Annotated in this window: 16 protein-coding genes; 9 read left to right on the top strand and 7 right to left on the bottom strand. The window is 71.1% G+C overall.

Annotated elements, in window-relative coordinates; all coding sequences use genetic code 11:
- The first annotated feature begins 90 nt into the window (after positions 1 to 90).
- On the top strand, positions 91 to 1,452 hold the full coding sequence (locus tag HKK74_RS28825; protein WP_187246514.1) for a M20/M25/M40 family metallo-hydrolase: 1,362 nt from the start codon (positions 91 to 93) through the stop codon (positions 1,450 to 1,452).
- 66 nt (positions 1,453 to 1,518) lie between these two features.
- Here the strand turns inward: HKK74_RS28825 and HKK74_RS28820 are convergent, their stop codons facing one another.
- The gene (locus HKK74_RS28820; protein ID WP_312881881.1) at positions 1,519 to 4,014 is read right to left on the bottom strand and encodes a Tex family protein; all 2,496 of its coding nucleotides are present in this window, start codon (positions 4,012 to 4,014) and stop codon (positions 1,519 to 1,521) included.
- 182 nt (positions 4,015 to 4,196) lie between these two features.
- Here HKK74_RS28820 and HKK74_RS28815 point away from each other — a divergent pair, with 182 nt between their 5' ends.
- On the top strand, positions 4,197 to 4,439 hold the full coding sequence (locus HKK74_RS28815; protein ID WP_187246513.1) for a hypothetical protein: 243 nt from the start codon (positions 4,197 to 4,199) through the stop codon (positions 4,437 to 4,439).
- Between the two features lie 8 nt (positions 4,440 to 4,447).
- Here the strand turns inward: HKK74_RS28815 and HKK74_RS28810 are convergent, their stop codons facing one another.
- From HKK74_RS28810 to HKK74_RS28800, 3 genes are all read right to left on the bottom strand, one after another.
- Positions 4,448 to 5,116, bottom strand: coding sequence for a TetR/AcrR family transcriptional regulator (locus HKK74_RS28810; protein WP_187246512.1), 669 nt, complete (start codon positions 5,114 to 5,116; stop codon positions 4,448 to 4,450).
- 123 nt (positions 5,117 to 5,239) lie between these two features.
- Complete coding sequence (locus HKK74_RS28805) at positions 5,240 to 6,055, bottom strand: SDR family oxidoreductase (RefSeq protein ID WP_187246511.1); 816 nt, start codon at positions 6,053 to 6,055, stop codon at positions 5,240 to 5,242.
- On the bottom strand, positions 6,055 to 7,404 hold the full coding sequence (locus tag HKK74_RS28800) for a cytochrome P450 (RefSeq protein WP_187246510.1): 1,350 nt from the start codon (positions 7,402 to 7,404) through the stop codon (positions 6,055 to 6,057). Before HKK74_RS28800 ends, HKK74_RS28805 begins: the two co-directional genes overlap by 1 nt.
- Before the next feature lie 253 nt (positions 7,405 to 7,657).
- Between HKK74_RS28800 and HKK74_RS28795 the strand changes: the two genes are divergently transcribed.
- Complete coding sequence (locus HKK74_RS28795) at positions 7,658 to 8,524, top strand: siderophore-interacting protein (RefSeq protein WP_187246509.1); 867 nt, start codon at positions 7,658 to 7,660, stop codon at positions 8,522 to 8,524.
- 11 nt (positions 8,525 to 8,535) lie between these two features.
- Here HKK74_RS28795 and HKK74_RS28790 read toward each other — a convergent pair whose 3' ends face one another.
- Positions 8,536 to 9,525, bottom strand: coding sequence for an ADP-ribosylglycohydrolase family protein (locus HKK74_RS28790; RefSeq protein ID WP_187246508.1), 990 nt, complete (start codon positions 9,523 to 9,525; stop codon positions 8,536 to 8,538).
- Between the two features lie 143 nt (positions 9,526 to 9,668).
- Positions 9,669 to 9,959: a hypothetical protein gene (locus HKK74_RS28785; RefSeq protein ID WP_187246507.1), complete on the bottom strand. Its 291-nt coding sequence runs from the start codon at positions 9,957 to 9,959 to the stop codon at positions 9,669 to 9,671.
- A 272-nt stretch (positions 9,960 to 10,231) separates the two neighbouring features.
- Here HKK74_RS28785 and HKK74_RS28780 point away from each other — a divergent pair, with 272 nt between their 5' ends.
- The 5 genes from HKK74_RS28780 (at position 10,232) to HKK74_RS28760 (ending at position 14,090) form a co-directional block, all read left to right on the top strand.
- The gene (locus HKK74_RS28780) at positions 10,232 to 10,843 is read left to right on the top strand and encodes a TlpA family protein disulfide reductase (RefSeq protein ID WP_222722843.1); all 612 of its coding nucleotides are present in this window, start codon (positions 10,232 to 10,234) and stop codon (positions 10,841 to 10,843) included.
- Between the two features lie 91 nt (positions 10,844 to 10,934).
- Positions 10,935 to 11,513: a TlpA family protein disulfide reductase gene (locus HKK74_RS28775; protein ID WP_187246506.1), complete on the top strand. Its 579-nt coding sequence runs from the start codon at positions 10,935 to 10,937 to the stop codon at positions 11,511 to 11,513.
- Positions 11,514 to 11,522: 9 nt separating this feature from the next.
- Positions 11,523 to 12,428: a cytochrome c biogenesis CcdA family protein gene (locus tag HKK74_RS28770; RefSeq protein ID WP_187246505.1), complete on the top strand. Its 906-nt coding sequence runs from the start codon at positions 11,523 to 11,525 to the stop codon at positions 12,426 to 12,428.
- A 10-nt stretch (positions 12,429 to 12,438) separates the two neighbouring features.
- A complete protein-coding gene (locus HKK74_RS28765; RefSeq protein ID WP_187246504.1) occupies positions 12,439 to 13,347 on the top strand; it encodes a 3-hydroxyacyl-CoA dehydrogenase family protein in 909 nt (302 codons plus the stop codon).
- The gene (locus tag HKK74_RS28760) at positions 13,344 to 14,090 is read left to right on the top strand and encodes an enoyl-CoA hydratase/isomerase family protein (RefSeq protein ID WP_187246503.1); all 747 of its coding nucleotides are present in this window, start codon (positions 13,344 to 13,346) and stop codon (positions 14,088 to 14,090) included. The genes HKK74_RS28765 and HKK74_RS28760 overlap by 4 nt, the downstream gene beginning before the upstream one ends.
- 49 nt (positions 14,091 to 14,139) lie before the next feature.
- Here the strand turns inward: HKK74_RS28760 and HKK74_RS28755 are convergent, their stop codons facing one another.
- Complete coding sequence (locus tag HKK74_RS28755; RefSeq protein WP_222722842.1) at positions 14,140 to 14,931, bottom strand: helical backbone metal receptor; 792 nt, start codon at positions 14,929 to 14,931, stop codon at positions 14,140 to 14,142.
- 90 nt (positions 14,932 to 15,021) lie between these two features.
- Between HKK74_RS28755 and HKK74_RS28750 the strand changes: the two genes are divergently transcribed.
- On the top strand, positions 15,022 to 15,834 hold the full coding sequence (locus HKK74_RS28750; RefSeq protein ID WP_187246502.1) for a polysaccharide deacetylase family protein: 813 nt from the start codon (positions 15,022 to 15,024) through the stop codon (positions 15,832 to 15,834).
- Positions 15,835 to 15,881: the final 47 nt, after the last annotated feature.

Raw genomic sequence — 15,881 nt, 5'->3', positions numbered from 1 at the left:
CCCTCCCCTCCAACACCGGAAACGGCCACCGGACTCGATGACCCGAGACCGGCCGTCGCCGAGCCTCCCCCAACCCCCAGGAGACGCTTCATGCCCGAAGTCAACCGCCGCGATCTGCTGGCCGGAGCGGCCGCGTTCGCGGGCTTCGCCTCCGTCGGCCTTCTCCCCGGCACCGCGGCGGCCGCCACCCGTCAGCGTCCCGGCGCCGCCAAGCCGCCCTCGCTGAGCATGGGGGACAAGGCCGTCGTCGCCAGGGTCGATGCAAAGCGCGCGCTGAAGCATCTGCGCGTCCTGAGTGACGACATCGGATGGCGGATCGGCGGCACCGAGTCAGAGCACCGTGCGGCCAAGTACATCGCCAAGGTGCTCAAGGATCTCGACTACAAGGTCGAGCTGCAGCCCTTCGCGGTGGCCGACAAGTATCTCGCCGAGTTGAAGGTATCGAAGCACGAGACGTGGCAGGCCAGCGCCTCCGCGCAGGGCGCCATCGCCTCGGCCAAGGGCGGCATCGTCGACCTTGGTACGGCGACCGACGTCACCAGTGACCTCCGAGGCAAGATCGCCCTCTTCTCCCGCGTCGCCGGCAGCGAACTCGCGCAGGCGAAGGCGGCCGCCGCCAAGGGCGCGGTGGCGGTGCTCATCGCCAATGTGCCCTCCGCGGCCTTCCCGGAGCGCAAGGCCGCCGCGTTCATCCCGACACTCGCCGAGACGGTCGCCGTGCCCGTGATCGGCATCGCTCAGTACCACGGTGAGCGCATCCGCGGCGGCGTTTCCGACCTGTCCCTGAACGTGGAGCACCACGCCGGGCTCACGTCATACAACGTCCTCGCCGAGCGCAAGGCCACCTTCCCCAATCCGAGCAACGGCGTCGTCATGGTGAGCGCCCACTACGACACCGTCCCCGGCTCGCCCGGCGCCAACGACGACGGCAGCGGCACCGTGCTGTGCCTCGAACTGGCGCGTGCGTTGCGGCGCCTGCCCACCCAGAAGACCCTGCGGTTCGCTCTGTGGGGGTCGGAGGAGTTCGGGCTGATCGGCTCCCGCTACTACGTCAACGGCCTGACCGACGCCGAGGCGGGCGGCATCGCCGGCTGCTTCCAGAACGACATGGTCGCGACCAGCCACTCCCCGGCCACCCGCTACTGGCTGCTGTCGGTCGACGGCGCCGACAACACCACCACGGCGGCGGTGTCGGCCGCGGCGCAGCGCCTCGGCTACGTCGACCAGATCAGCCCGCCCACCGCGCGCGGGTCCAGCGACCACGTGCCGTTCTACGAGCGGGGTATCGCGGCGGCCAACTTCAGCTGGCGTGGCGAGGGCGCGCCCAGTGAGCTGGAGCCCATTTACCACACCCCCGAGGACACCATCAGTAAGAACCTCAGCCTGGAGCGGCTGCAGGTGTCGCTGGAGTTGATCGGCTCCGCCGCCTACGACGTGGCGCGGCGCCACTGAGCCCATAACGAAATCGGAACCGGGGACCTTCGTGCGCCGAAGGTCCCCGGTTCCGCCGTTTCGGAGTCAGCTCCGCCTTCCGCCGAGGCCCTTGTCGAGCCCAGCGCGCCGCAGCGCGTCGGCCATCGCGCCGCCGCCGGATCCACCGGATCCGCCCGAGCCACCGGATCCGCCCGAGCCGCCGGATCCGCCCGAGCCGGATCGACCGCCGGACGCGCCGGACCGGTTTCCCGACGACCTGCCGCCGCCACCGTTGCCGCCGCGGCCACGCCCCGCGCCACCGCCCGCGGAGCCGCGCCGGTCACCGCCACCGGCAGCACCACCGCCCTCGCCCTCGCCGCGGGAGGCGGCCTCGTCGTCGAGCCGCAGGGTGAGCGAGATGCGCTTGCGCGGGATGTCGACGCTCAGCACCTTCACCCGCACGATGTCGCCCGGTTTGACCACGTCACGCGGGTCCTTGACGAAGTTGCGCGACATCGCGGAGATGTGGACGAGCCCGTCCTGGTGCACGCCGACGTCGACGAAGGCGCCGAACGCGGCGACGTTGGTGACGACACCCTCCAGCAGCATCCCCGGCTCCAGGTCCTGGAGCTTGTCGACGCCCTCCTTGAACGTCGCCGTCTTGAACGCGGGCCGGGGGTCGCGGCCGGGCTTGTCCAGTTCCTTGAGGATGTCGGTCACCGTCGGCAGGCCGAAGACGTCGTCGACGAACTTGCGCGGGTCGAGTTCGCGCAGCGCCCTGCTGTTGCCGATCAGGGAGGGGACGTCGCCGCCCGTGTCCTGGAGGATGCGGCGCACCACGGGGTAGGCCTCCGGGTGCACGCTGGACCGGTCGAGCGGGTCGTCGCCGTCCACGATGCGCAGGAAGCCCGCGCACTGCTCGAACGCCTTGGGGCCCAGCCGCGGGACCTCCTTCAGCGCGCTCCGGGACCGGAACCGGCCGCCCGCGTCGCGGTGGGCCACGATGTTGGCCGCCAGCCCCTCGCCGATGCCGGACACCCGCGTGAGCAGCGGAACCGACGCGGTGTTGACGTCGACGCCGACCGCGTTCACGCAGTCCTCCACCACGGCGGTGAGCGAACGTGACAGCTTCAGCTCGGACAGGTCGTGCTGGTACTGCCCCACGCCGATCGACTTCGGATCGATCTTGACCAGCTCGGCGAGCGGGTCCTGCAGGCGGCGGGCGATCGACACCGCGCCCCGCAGCGACACGTCCAGCTCGGGCAGTTCCTGGGAGGCGTAGGCCGAGGCGGAGTAGACCGAGGCGCCGGCCTCTGACACCACGGCCTTGGTCAGCTTGAGCTCCGGGTGCTTCGCGATCAGCTCGGCGGCGAGCTTGTCGGTCTCGCGCGAGGCGGTGCCGTTGCCGATCGCGATCAGTTCGACGCGGTGCTCGCCCGCCAGCCGCGCGAGGACGGCGATCGACTCGTCCCAGCGGCGCCGCGGCTCGTGCGGATAGATCGTCTCGGTCGCCACCACCTTGCCGGTGGCGTCGACCACGGCGACCTTCACCCCGGTGCGCAGGCCCGGGTCCAGGCCCATCGTCGAGCGGGTGCCGGCGGGCGCCGCCAGGAGCAGGTCGCGCAGGTTGGCGGCGAAGACCCCGACCGCCTCCTCTTCCGCGAGCTGCCACAGCCGGGAGCGCAGGTCGATGTCGAGATGGGCCAGGATGCGCGTGCGCCAGGACCACCGCACCGTGTCGAGCAGCCAGCGATCGGCCGGCCGGCCGCGGTCGGCCACCTCGAACCGCCGCGCGATCTCGAGCTCGTACGGGCCGGGGCCGGTCCGCTCCTGGTCCGGCTCCGCCTCGGGCTCGAGATCCAGGTCGAGGATCTCCTCCTTCTCGCCGCGGAACATGGCCAGGATCCGGTGCGAGGGCAGCCGGCCGAACGGCTCGGCGAACGCGAAGTAGTCGGAGAACTTCGCGCCCGCCTCTTCTCTGCCCTCGCGGACCCGCGAGCTGACCCGGCCCCGCGACCACATCTGCTCGCGCAGCTCTCCGATCAGGTCGCCGTCCTCGGCGAACCGCTCGGACAGGATCGCACGGGCGCCGTCGAGGGCGGCCGCCGCGTCGGCGACGCCCTTCTCCGCGTCGACGAAGCCCGCCGCCTCGGCCTGCGGGTCGTGGCTCGGATCGGACAGCAGCCGGTCGGCGAGCGGCTCGAGACCGGCCTCTCTGGCGATCTGCGCCTTGGTACGGCGCTTGGGCTTGAAGGGCAGGTACAGGTCCTCGAGGCGCGCCTTGGACTCGGCCGCCATGATCCGGGCCTCGAGCGCGTCGTCGAGCTTGCCCTGGGCCCGGATCGACTCCAGCACCGCCGTACGACGTTCCTCGAGCTCACGGAGGTAGCGCAGGCGCTCTTCGAGCGTGCGCAACTGGGCGTCGTCGAGGGTACCGGTCACTTCCTTGCGGTAGCGGGCGATGAACGGCACGGTGGCCCCGCCGTCGAGCAGCTCGACCGCGGCCCGCACCTGCCCGTCCCTGACACCGAGCTCGTCGGCGATCCGCTGGTGAAGTGTTCGTTCGGGAGCGGTCCCCGGCCCCGAAGCTGACGTCGTCACGATCCTGTTCCACCTTCGCACTGAGGTTCGGAGTGCATTGTGGCATCCGCCGACGATTCGCGAGACCCGACACTCGAAGCGGTCCGGGCGGGCGAACCGGATCCGTCACGGGCTTCCCCGCGTCGAAACCACGAGAGCCGGAGGCCACGCGCGCGTGGCCCGATTCCCGTTAGGGGCCAACGATGCGAACGCGTAGCCGAATCGCGGCCGTCCCCGTCGCCGCCGTCGCGGTGACCATTCTCGCGGGCTGTGCCGACCGAAGCGAGGTCGCGACATTCACCGACGAACACGGCCGGGCGTGCACCGCGACCGTGGTCATCGACGGGGACGACAGGGACAAGGAGGCCACCACGCTCGACTGCGAGTACCCCCCGGCCGGCAAGACCCCGGGCCGGACGACACAACAGCCGCTGCCCAAGCACTGACCGGGCGCTCACCTCCCCGCGTCCGGCCGCAGGACGCGGGTGAGGTGCTCGCGGGCGAAGGCCCGTACCGCTTCGTCGTCGTCGAGCACCAGGCCCCCGCCCGGGACGAGCAGCAGCGACAATGCCACCCGTACCAGGATCTCCGCCGGCGTGGTGAAGTCCTCCCGCGCGTCCGGACGCGCCAGCCGCAGCCGCTCGGCGATCACGTCGCGGGCGGCGAGCATCACGGCACCGCCGTTCATGCTGAGCTGGGGCAGGAACGCCTCGGGCTCGCTGACGAGAACGCGGCTGAGCAGCGGGTGGTGGCGGGCGTTGCGCAGCCCCACGACGAAGCCCTCGACGAGCGCGTCCTCGGGCGTCGAGAGATCCTCGATGGCCTCGGCGATGGTGGCCAGAAAGCTCCGGCACTCCCGCAGGATCACCGCCTGGACCAGTTGCTCTTTGCCCGCGAAACGGCGGTAGATCGTGGTGCGCGCCACCCTGGCCCGCCTCGCCACGTCCTCCATGGCGACCCGACGCAGCCCGTACGTCCCGAACTGCTCCAGCGCCGCGTCCAGGATCCGCGTGTCCAGGTCATCGGTGCGCGGCGCCTCGGCCAGCAGCCCTGCCAGCGCCGCCGCGCCCGTGCCCGTGCCCGCCACGTCCCGGGCGGCCGCCCCGGCCGCGTCCGTCCTCATGCGGCGCAGCCTACGCGCCCCGCTCCCGCGGCCTGGACGGTGCGGGTCCCGGCGGCCGTCCTCTCGTCGCCGGTCCGGACGCCGCTCGGCGAACCCCTCGGCGGAGGTTCGCTTCGGCTCGACTCAGCCGCGCATCCTCTCGTCGTAGGCCTTGCGGGCCTCCTTGTCATGCTTGAGGAAGATCTCGTCCAGGCCGTACCACCGGGCCATCCGCTCGCGCATGCCCCTCGACATCAGCGGCCCGATCCGCAGCTGCCGGCCCAGCTTCGCCGGAACGACGACCTGCGGCCGGGGCTTGGTCACCAGGCCGATCACCGCGGCGGCGACCTCCTCGGGTTCGGCGTTGCGCTGCCCCCTGGCGCTCTTGGTGCCCGCGATGAGCTCGGTGTTGGTGAACGTCGGCAGCACGGCGCTCACCTCTATGCCCTGCCGTGCGAACTCGAGCCGCACCGCCTCGGTGAAGCCGACCACGGCGTGCTTGCTGGCGTTGTAGGTCGCCATCCCGGCCGCCGGCATCACACCCGCGACCGAGGCGATGTTGACGATGTGGCCGTGCCCGCGCGGCACCATCCGGGCCAGTCCGAGTTTGGTGCCGAGGATGACGCCGCGCACGTTGATGTCGATGCACCGGTCGGCGAGGGCGTCGTCCTCCTCGAGCAGGGGGCCGATCGGCATGATCCCGGCATTGTTCACGAGGACGTCGATCGGGCCGAGCTCGGCCTCGGCCCCGTCGAGGAACGCGGTGAAGGACTCGCGATCGGTCACGTCGACCGGGAGGGCCGGCCCGTTCATCGTCTCACCGGCCCGCTTGGCCGCCGGCTCGTCGATGTCGCCGATGACGACCTTGGCGCCCGCGGCCTGGAACGCCGTGGCGGTCGCGAGACCGATGCCGCGGGCGGCGCCCGTGATCGCGACGACCTTGCCGGTCGGATCCGCCATCAGATCTGCTCCAATCGCACGGGGAGCCCGTCCTTGGGCGAGGGAAGCGAGGTCGTGTCGAGGGGCCACTCGTAGCCCTCCGGCACGCTCCACCGGTACCGCTGGAGCACCTGGTGCAGCACCGACTTGATCTGCATTCCGGCGAAGTGCAGCCCGATGCACTTGTGCACGCCGCCGCCGAACGGTTGCCAGGCGTAGTGATGCACCTTGTCCTCGCGCCGGTCCTCGGCGAACCGGCCCGGGTCGAACCTCTCCGGCTCGGGCCAGTATTCCTCGAGGTAGTGGTTGGTCAGGGTCGGCAGGAAGACGAAGGTGTCCTTCGGGATGTGGAACCCGAGCACCTCGGTGTCCTTCACCGTACGGCGCGGCAGCGCTGGAACCGGCGCGACCAGCCGCAGCGCCTCCTTGATGACCAGATCGAGCGTGGTCAGCTTCTCCAGGTCCTCGAAGTCCAGGACCGGCTTCCCCAGGGCGAGCGACTCCTCGCGCAGCCGGTCCTGCCACTCGGGGTTCCTGGCGAGGTAGTAGGCCATCGTCGCCATCGTGGTCGTCGAGGTGTCGTGGGCGGCCATCAAGACGAAGATCATGTGATTGACGACGTCCTCGTCGGTGAACGTCTCACCGTCGTCGGTCTCGGCCTCGCAGAGCGCGGCGAACAGGTCGTCGCCGCCCTTCTCCCGCTTGGCCGGCAGGTGCTCGTAGAAGAACTTCTCAAGCGTCTTACGTGCCCTGAGTCCCTTGTGCCAGCGCAGCCCGGGTACCGGGAAGCGAACATAGGCGGTGCCCGCGCGGACGGCGTCGATGAACGCGCCGTTGATCCGGTCCGCCTCGCGCCGGTCCAGCTCGACGCCCATGAAGACGTCCATCGCCAGGTCGAGCGTGAGCTGCTTCATGTGGTCGTAGAACTTGAAGCCGTCCCGGGGCCGCCACCCCTCGATCCCGCGCTCGATCGACGGTGCCATGGCCTGCATGTAGCTGCGCAGTCTCGGCTTGTTGAACGCCTGCTGCATGATGCGGCGGTGGTGCAGGTGCTCGTCGAAGTCCAGCAGCATGATGCCGCGGTGGAAGAAGGGACCGATGAAGTACGTCCAGGCCGGCCCGTTCGCGAACGCCTTGTCCCGGTTGACGAGCACGGTCTCGGCCGCCTCCGGCCCCTGCAGGGTCACCATCGGCTTGAACAGGACGTTGCTCCACGACACCGTTCCGAACCGCTCACGGCGTTTGCGCGAGTAGGCGAACGGGTCCCGCATCATCTGGAACGTCGTGCCGATGACCGGGAACCCCGGAGCTCCGGGCACGGGCTTCAGATCGCTGCCCTCGGGCGGGGCCGCGAGTTGGCTGGTGGCCATGGGTCCTCCAACGCGCACGCTGTGGCCCGACGACGGACCAAGGGGGACAGATGCACGTTTTCTGTAGCTTTGTTCTAACGTAAGTGTCCCGAGATCGTCCAGGGATTCGGCCAGCGTAGATAACTCCCGGTTATCTCGCAGTAACTCACCAAAAATGGTGTAACGACCAGCCAGAGCACTCCAAAGCGACCGTAGCGGGGGAGCAGTAAGTTAGGCTTACCTAAGACCGAATGGGCGGAGTGCGGAGGTGCCAATGGCGAACGAACCGGCGCGCAAGCGGCCGAAGGTGAACCGGGGCCGGGTCCGGCGGGTCGAGCGGATCACACCGCACATGATCCGGCTGGTCATCGGCGGCGACGAGCTCGCCGGGTTCGGTGCGGGCGAGTACACCGACCACTACGTCAAACTCCTGTTCCCGCCGCCCGGGGTGATCTATCCGGATCCGTTCGACCTGGACGTGATCCGGCGTGACCTGCCCCGCGACCAGTGGCCGCGCATCCGGTCCTACACGGTCCGGTCTTGGGACGCCCGGGCGCTGGAGCTGACGATCGACTTCGTGCACCACGGCGACAAGGGGATCGCGGGCCCCTGGGCCGCACGGGTCGAGCCGGGCGAGGAGGTCATGTTCCTCGGCCCGGGCGGCGCCTACGCGCCGCGTGCGGAGGCGGATTGGCACCTGCTCGCCGGTGACGAGAGCGCGCTGCCGGCCATCGCCGCCTCCCTCGAGCGCGTGCCGGCCGGTGCCCCCGCCCGGGTGCTCGTCGAGGTGTCGGGTCCGCAGGAGGAGCAGCGGCTCGAAACGTCCGCCGACGCCGAGATCGTCTGGCTGCACCGCAACGGGTCGCGGGTGGGCGACACGCTGGTGCGGGCGGTACGCGAACTGGACTTCCCGCCCGGCGTCGTGCACGCGTTCGTCCACGGCGAGGCGGGATTCGTCAAGGAACTGCGACGGCATCTGCGGATCGACCGCGGGGTACCGCTCGACCGGCTGTCGATCTCGGGCTACTGGCGCTTCGGCCGCGACGACGAGGGGTGGCGGGCGAGCAAGGCCGAATGGAACCGCCAGGTCGAACAGGAGGAGGCGGCCGACCGGCCAGCGTCCCACACCCTCGCCGAGTGATCTTCAGGCAGTCAGGCGGCGCCCGCGGCCGACAGTGACAGCGCTTCGAGGTCGGCCGCTCTCATCCCGGGCCAGCCGTTCACCGCGGCGCGCCACTCCGCGGGAATGGCCGAGACCCCCCAGCGGGCTCCGAGCAGCGCGCCGGCGATCGCCGCGATCGTGTCGGTGTCATCGCCCACCCGCACGACCGCGTGCAGCGCCCGTTCGAGGTGCCGCGAACCGTCGGCCGGGGTGTGCACGACCGCCGACCATGCCGCTTGCAGCGCCTGCACGACGAACCCGTTGGGGATGAACGTGCCGGGCGGCCGGGTCTCGGCGTCGGCCAGCCAGTCCGCCCACTGAGCGCGCCGCTCCACCGGCAGCAGATCGAGACCCTCCCGTACGCCGTCGAAGACGCCGTCCAGCACCGCGCGGCGGATGCCCGCGCACCACAGCACGCACGCGTCACCAGCCAGCGGGTCGAAATGCGTCAGCTCGCTCACCGCGCGGGCGGCCTCGGCCATCGCCACGACGTCGTCGAGATGGGCCACCGCGACCACCGCCGTGCGCATGAGCGAGCCGTTCCCGGCCGACCGGCCGGTCTCGGCATGCAGTTCGGTGGCGGCGGCCCGCATCGCCGCCCCCGCCCCCGCCCCCTCGCGGCGGGCCGTCGCGGCGAGCACCCGCCGGGTCTGCATGCCCACGTCGCTCGCACCCTCGGCGAACCACTTGAGGAACCACCGGGCGATGCCGTCCAGAGCCGCCTGCTCCCGCAGATCGGCGCCGGTCGCCGCGACCTGGGCGATGCAGAGCGCCATCTGGGTGTCGTCGCTCCACTCCCCCGGCTCGTACGGGCCGAGCCCACCGCCGATCATCTCGGGCGTCTCGTCGGGTCCGAGCAGTGCCGCGAACTCGTACGGCACCCCGAGCGCATCGCCGCAGGCGGCGCCGGTGAGCACGCCCGCGATGCGGTCACGCTGGTCGGCGGTGAAGTCGGCGGTGAAGGAGGGGCTGGGGCTCATGACTCTCTTCCTCGTGGCTTATTGCGGACGAAGAAGACTTTACGGTGATCTGCGAGGGCAGCCCGTGGGCTTCACCGTCCCAACGGCGCCGTGAGACGACGCCGTGGCACGGCGCCGTGGTGAGCGCGGTGTCCGGCTCGGGCTCAGTGCTCGTCCCAGTGGCCCTGGTGCTCGGCGTGCCGGCACCCGTCGTGGATGTAGTCCATGTGGTCGCCGTGCGGCACCGACACGTGACCGCATCCGTCGCCGTGCAGGTGAGTGTGGCTCCGGTGCTCCGTGTGGCCCTCGGCCTCGCACTCGTCCACGTGGTCGTCGTGGATCCGGTGCATATGGCCGTCGTGCACATAGTCCATGTGGTCGTGATGCGGCACCGACACGTGACCGCATCCCGGGCCATGGGCATGATCATGGCCGAGGTGCTGGCTACTGCTCATCGTGCATGACGCCTGAGTTGTCATAGTTCGTACCTCCCCGTGCGGCCCGGCCCCTCCGGGCCCGCCATTGTGTACCTCCCCCTGCAAAGCGGACACGAACGCCGCCACCTCGGGTTTTGATCGGACCAGACCGGTTGACGACGACCTATGGAGGGGACATCTCCTCTCACATGTCCGTGACAGTGCGCGACCACTCGCGACGTCACGTGACCGTCGAGAACGACTGACGCGCGGAAACGACGAACGCGCCGGACAATGATCGGATCCTCACCGTGCCGAAAAGTTCGTGTCACACGCTGGCGACCACGCTCATCCTGGCGATGGCCGGAGCGACGTTCCTCGGCGCCGGCTGCGCCGAGGGCGGCTCGGACCCGGCGATGCACACCCGAGCCGCCTCGTCGGTTCCGGCCGACACCGGGGAGCGGCCGGGTGACCGGGCCGCCGGAAGGCGGCTGCGCAGCCTGCCTCCGGAGCTGAGATTCGAGGGAAGGACGCTGGACGGCAGACCGTTCACCGGCTCGAACCTCGCCGAACGCCCCGTGGTGTTCTGGTTCTGGGCGCCGTGGTGTCCCAATTGCGTCGCCGAGGCGCCGCACGTGGCCGCGGTGGTCAGGAAGTACGGCGACCGCGTCGCCTTCGTCGGAGTCGCCGGGCTCGGCGACAACCGGAACCAGATGCGGCACTTCGTCGCCCGTACCGGTGTCGGCACCGGTGACATGCCCCAGCTCGACGACAGCACCGGCAGGTTGTTCGCGCATTTCCGGGTGAGCAGCGTGCCCTCGTTCGTGTTCATGACCCTCGACGGCACGGCCACGCGCGAGTCGGGGCAGCTCGGCCAGGCGGGGCTCGAACAGCGCGTGCGCGCCATCGCCACCGGCCGATGATGGCCGTGCCGTGCCTTGTGCACGCCGTCATCACACCGAGGGTTCTCAGTCCGTAAGGTTTCGGAAGGGGTCCTGCCATTACCGTGGCCTCATGAAGAAGGTCGCCATGACGATGGCCGCAGCCGCTCTTCTCGCGACCGGCTGCGGCGGCAGCGAAACGGACGGCGGGGCGGCGACCGGGCGGTCTGCACCCGCTTCGCCCGGACCGGTCGAGGGATCCGCGACGCAGAGCTCCGGAGACGGGCGGCTGCGCGCGTTGCCCGCGCGGCTGAAGTTCGAGGGGACGACTCTGGACGGCAGGCCCTTCACCGGCTCGGATCTGGCCGAACGGCCGGTGGTGTTCTGGTTCTGGGCACCGTGGTGCGCCAAGTGCGCCGCCGAGGGGCCGGGTGTCGCCGAGGTCGCCGAGAGGTACGGCGACAGGGTCGCCTTCGTCGGGGTCGCCGGGCTGGACAAGAGCAGGGAGCAGATGCGCCGCTTCGTCTCCCGGACCGGTACCGAGGACATCACCCAGCTCGACGACCGCACTGGCCGGCTCTACACCCACTTCGAGGTGGCCTCGCAGTCGTCGTACGTGTTCATGACCAGGGCCGGGCGCATCACGCGCGACTCCGGGCCGCTCAGCGAATCGGCACTGGAACGACGCGTGCGCGCGCTCGCGGGCGGATAGGTACACCCCATGGACGAGATCGCGCTTGCGCTGGCGGCCGGCCTCGTCGCGGCGTTCAACCCCTGCGGATTCGCGTTGCTGCCCTCGTACCTCGTGCTCCTGGTCGCCGACCCCGGAGCGGGCGGGGTCTGGCGGGCACTGCGGCTGTCGGCGCTGATGACCGCGGGGTTCGTCACCGTCTTCGGGCTGTTCGGCCTCGTGGTATCGGCGTTGACGACGTCGATCCACGCGTACCTCCCCTGGATGACGGTGGTCGTGGGGATCGCCCTCACGGTGCTGGGCGGCCGGCTGCTGGCCGGTCACGAGCTGGTGCTGCGGCTTCCGCTGCTGCGCACCGGCGGCCCGTCCGGTTCGCCCGCCGCGCTGTACGGCTACGGCGCCTCCTACGCGGTGGCGTCGCTCTCGTGCACCGTGGCGCCGTTCCTCGCGGTCACCGGGATCGTCTCCGGAACCGGGAACCCGCTCGCCGGCCTCAGCGCGTTCGTGGCGTACGGAGCCGGTATGGGGCTGGTCGTCGGGCTGCTGTCCATGATGGTCGCGCTGGCGCGCGAGGCGGCGGTCGCCCGGGCACGGCGGTTGCTGCCGCATGTCTCCCGGGCCAGTGGAGCGCTGCTGGTGGTCGCCGGCGTCTATGTCTCCTATTACGGCTGGTACGAGTGGCGGGTCAACTCGGGCGCGCCGGCCGACGACCCGGTCGTGGCCGCCACGACCGCGGTGCAGGGCGCCGTCTCCGGATGGCTGGAGCGGATCGGGATCGGGTGGGTGGCCGTCGCGTTCGCCGTCATCGCGTTCGCCGCGGCCGGAACGCGGCGAGCGCGTGCCCTGTCGCGCGCCCGCCGCGCGCGCCGGGCGGGCTCCACCGACCGGGACCGGGATATCGACAGGGATACTGGGATCCGCGAACCTCTGGGATGAAGGAGAACGGATGACCGATTCCGAGCCCCGCGCGGTCGTGGTCGGCGGCGGGACGATGGGCACCGGGATCGCCTACGTCCTCGCGCTGGCCGGCCACATGGTCACCCTGGTCGAGCCGGACCGGCCACGAGCCGTCGCGGCGGTACGCGACATCGGTGCCGCGGCGCGCAAGGCCGCCGCCAAGGGACGCCTCGACCCCGCCGTCGCCGAGGACCTGCCCACGCGCGTCACCCACGTATCGAACATCGCGGACACCGCACCAGAGCCCTGGGCGGCGATCGAGGCGGTACCCGAACGCCTCGGCCTGAAGCGCGAGGTGCTGGCCGCGATGGAGCTGCTGCGGCCGCGGATCCTCGCCACCAACACCTCCGGTCTGTCGGTGACCGGGCTCGGCAGCACGCTCCAACGGCCAGAGCACTTCCTCGGCCTGCACTTCTTCAACCCGGTGTGGTCCATGCCCCTGGTCGAGATCGTGGTGGGCGAGCGCACCGGCGACGAGACGCTCGACGCCGCCCGCGAGCTCGTCGGCGCGTTCGGCAAGGAGTCGATCGTCGTGCGGGACGCGCCGGGCTTCGCCACGAGCCGGCTGGGCGTCGCGATCGGCCTCGAGGCGATGCGGATGCTCGAGGAGGGCGTCGCCGAGGCCGCCGACATCGACCGGGCCATGGAGCTCGGCTACCGCCACCCCATGGGGCCGCTGCGCCTCACCGACCTGGTGGGGCTCGACGTGCGCCTCGACATAGCCCGCCACCTGACCGAAGCGCTCGGCCCGCGGTTCACTCCGCCGGACGTGCTGGTCCGCCTGGTCGAGCAGGGGCACCTGGGCCGGAAGACCGGCCGCGGCTTCTATGACTGGAACACCGAGGGCCGGGGACCGGCGAACGTCGGCGGCGACGCCGGGCGGAGGGACGGCGCATGAGCGATCTGATCGAGTTGGACCGCACCCGCGAGGACCGCCTCGTCGTCACGCTGAACCGGCCGGAGCGGCGCAACGCGCTCGACCGGGCCATGATCGACGCGCTGCACGACGTGTGCGCCGAGCTGGAGGAGCACCCCCGGCTCGCGATCGTGACCGGTCAGGAGGGCGTCTTCGCCGGGGGCGCCGACATCGCCGAGCTGCGCGACCGAGGGGTCGCGGAGGCGCTCGAAGGGATCAACCTCCGGCTGTTCGAGCGGCTCCGCCGGGTGCCGATGCCGACCGTCGCCGCGATCGACGGCTGGGCGCTCGGCGGGGGCGCCGAGCTGGCCTACGCCTGCGACTTCCGGCTGGCCACGCCGCGCGCCGTCTTCGGCCAGCCCGAGGTCGGCCTGGGCATCGTCGCCGGCGCCGGCGCGGCCTACCGGCTGCCGCGGCTGGTGGGCGAGTCGCTCGCCAAGGACATTCTCATGGCGGGCCGCAGGCTCACCGCCGCCGAGGCGCACTCGGCTGGGCTCGTCCACGCCGTGCCGGAACCGGCCGACCTGATGAGCGCCGCGCACGAACTGTGCGACCGGCTCGCCGCCCAGGCGCCGCTCGCGCTGCGCCTGACCAAGCTCGCCATCGACGCCCCGGACGCCGCACATCCCGCCGTGGAGATGCTCGCCCAGGCGGTGCTCTTCACCGACCAGGACAAGCATGACCGGATGACGGCCTTCCTGGACCGCCGCCGGCGGCGCGACTGAACCCGGAGGTCTCGACCGGTCGCCTCGACCGGTGGCGGATCAGGTCGGCTCACGACTGCCGTACGGGCTCGCGCAGCGCCCGCGCCAGGATGGCCGGCGCCTCGGCGAGCGACGGGCCGTACCAGGTCAGATGGCGCCCGCTGACCAGGGCGACGTCAAGGCCGGGAAAGCACTCGGGGCCGTCCTCACCGGTGAAGCGGTAGGGCTCGTCGGGCAGCACGACGAGGTCCGGGCGGGCGGCGCGCAGGTCGCTCAGCGCCACCTTCGGGTAGCGCTCGGAATGGCCGGCGAACAGGTTGTCGACGCCCAGGCGAGCGAGCACGTCTCCGGCGAAGGTGTCGCGGCCGAGCACCATCCACGGCCGCCGCCAGATCGGCACCACGGCGGTGCACCGGGCTCGCGTCGCCGGCCGGTTCCAGGCCCGCTCGGCCTCGGCCAGCCACGGCGGATGAGGCCGCCCGCAGACCTCGGTGAGCATGCGCCGCAGCGAGACGAGCGCCTCGCCCAGGTCGCGGATCACCGTCACCCACACCGCGATCCCGGCGGCGCGCAGCGCGTCGAGGTCCGCGGCGCGGTTCTCCTCCTCGTTGGCCAGCACCACGTCGGGCCGCAGGAGCCGGATCCGTTCGACGTCGGGGTTCTTCGTGCCGCCCACCCGTACGACGTCGAGATCGGCCGGATGCACGCACCAGTCGGTCGCGCCCACGAGCACGCCCGGGGCGGTGACGGCCACCGACTCGGTGAGCGACGGCACCAGCGACACCACCCGGCGGACCTCACCGGGCAGCGTGACGAGCCGTCCGAGGTCGTCTCGCGAGATCGTCACCCCCACATGGTGCATTCGACAAGAAGAACTGTCACTTGGCAATCCGTAGGCCCTCAGTTCGCCTCCCGCCCGGCGACGGAGGGCCCTGGCTCATAGGGTGAGCACATGGATCTTCCTACCGACTTGAGTCGTCGGCAGGCCCTGGGGCTAGGGGCTTTGGGCGCCTTCGGGGTGAGCGTCACGAGCTCGGCGCTCCTCCGCGGCGACGCTCCCCCGGCCGACCCGCGGCAGTCCTCCGCACTTCCGGTGCCGAGTCCCCGGCCGGCGCACTCGGTGACGAGGAAGCCCAGGCCCACGCCGACTCCGATCCCCGCGCGGCGCACTCCCGCGTTCAAGATCCATGACATCCGTCCGGACGCTCCCGCGCGCTCGATCGCGCTCACCATCGATGACGGCCCCAGCCGGGAGTGGACGCCGAAAGTCCTCGCGCTGCTCGACCGCCACGACGTCAAGGCGACATTCTGTGTGATCGGGATGGAGGTCCGCCGATTCCCCGAGTTGCTCCGTGAGATCGTGGCGGCGGGCCATCAGGTCGCCAACCACACCATGCACCATCCGGTGTCGTTCTCGCGGCTGTCCGCACGTGGCGTCGAGAAGGAGATCAGGGATGCCCACCGCCGCATTCAGGACGTCGGTGGGACCACGCCCACGCTCTTCCGCGCGCCGGGCGGCAACTGGTCGCCGACCGTGATGAGGACGGCGGCCAGGTACGGCATGCTGCCGATCGACTGGGACATCGATCCCCGTGACTGGTCCCGCCCGGGTGCCGAGCGCATCACGCGCTCGCTGTTGCGCGGCAAGGGCGGGGACATCCTGCTCTGCCACGACGGCGGGGGCGACCGCTCGCAGACCCTCAGCTCCCTGCGCAAGGTGGTCCCCCGGTTGAAGGACCGCGGCCTGGAGTTCATCACCCTCTAGTTTTGTACGAAAGAATCCCGGGACGGTTTGTTGCACCGGGGTGGCAG

The sequence above is a fragment of the Actinomadura alba genome, assembly GCF_014323705.1.
GTDB lineage: Bacteria > Actinomycetota > Actinomycetes > Streptosporangiales > Streptosporangiaceae > Actinomadura_C > Actinomadura_C alba.
The sequence above is the reverse complement of the archived record's forward strand: the minus strand, read 5'-3'. Positions and strand labels throughout refer to the sequence as shown.

Bases quoted from the DNA above. Each gene is read 5' to 3' on its own strand.
- HKK74_RS28825 (WP_187246514.1), top strand. From the start codon at position 91: ATGCCCGAAGTCAACCGCCGCGATCTGCTGGCCGGAGCGGCCGCGTTC.
- HKK74_RS28815 (WP_187246513.1), top strand. From the start codon at position 4,197: ATGCGAACGCGTAGCCGAATCGCGGCCGTCCCCGTCGCCGCCGTCGCG.
- HKK74_RS28810 (WP_187246512.1), bottom strand. From the start codon at position 5,116: ATGAGGACGGACGCGGCCGGGGCGGCCGCCCGGGACGTGGCGGGCACG.
- HKK74_RS28805 (WP_187246511.1), bottom strand. From the start codon at position 6,055: ATGGCGGATCCGACCGGCAAGGTCGTCGCGATCACGGGCGCCGCCCGC.
- HKK74_RS28800 (WP_187246510.1), bottom strand. From the start codon at position 7,404: ATGGCCACCAGCCAACTCGCGGCCCCGCCCGAGGGCAGCGATCTGAAG.
- HKK74_RS28795 (WP_187246509.1), top strand. From the start codon at position 7,658: ATGGCGAACGAACCGGCGCGCAAGCGGCCGAAGGTGAACCGGGGCCGG.
- HKK74_RS28790 (WP_187246508.1), bottom strand. From the start codon at position 9,525: ATGAGCCCCAGCCCCTCCTTCACCGCCGACTTCACCGCCGACCAGCGT.
- HKK74_RS28785 (WP_187246507.1), bottom strand. From the start codon at position 9,959: ATGAGCAGTAGCCAGCACCTCGGCCATGATCATGCCCATGGCCCGGGA.
- HKK74_RS28775 (WP_187246506.1), top strand. From the start codon at position 10,935: ATGAAGAAGGTCGCCATGACGATGGCCGCAGCCGCTCTTCTCGCGACC.
- HKK74_RS28770 (WP_187246505.1), top strand. From the start codon at position 11,523: ATGGACGAGATCGCGCTTGCGCTGGCGGCCGGCCTCGTCGCGGCGTTC.
- HKK74_RS28765 (WP_187246504.1), top strand. From the start codon at position 12,439: ATGACCGATTCCGAGCCCCGCGCGGTCGTGGTCGGCGGCGGGACGATG.
- HKK74_RS28760 (WP_187246503.1), top strand. From the start codon at position 13,344: ATGAGCGATCTGATCGAGTTGGACCGCACCCGCGAGGACCGCCTCGTC.
- HKK74_RS28755 (WP_222722842.1), bottom strand. From the start codon at position 14,931: ATGCACCATGTGGGGGTGACGATCTCGCGAGACGACCTCGGACGGCTC.
- HKK74_RS28750 (WP_187246502.1), top strand. From the start codon at position 15,022: ATGGATCTTCCTACCGACTTGAGTCGTCGGCAGGCCCTGGGGCTAGGG.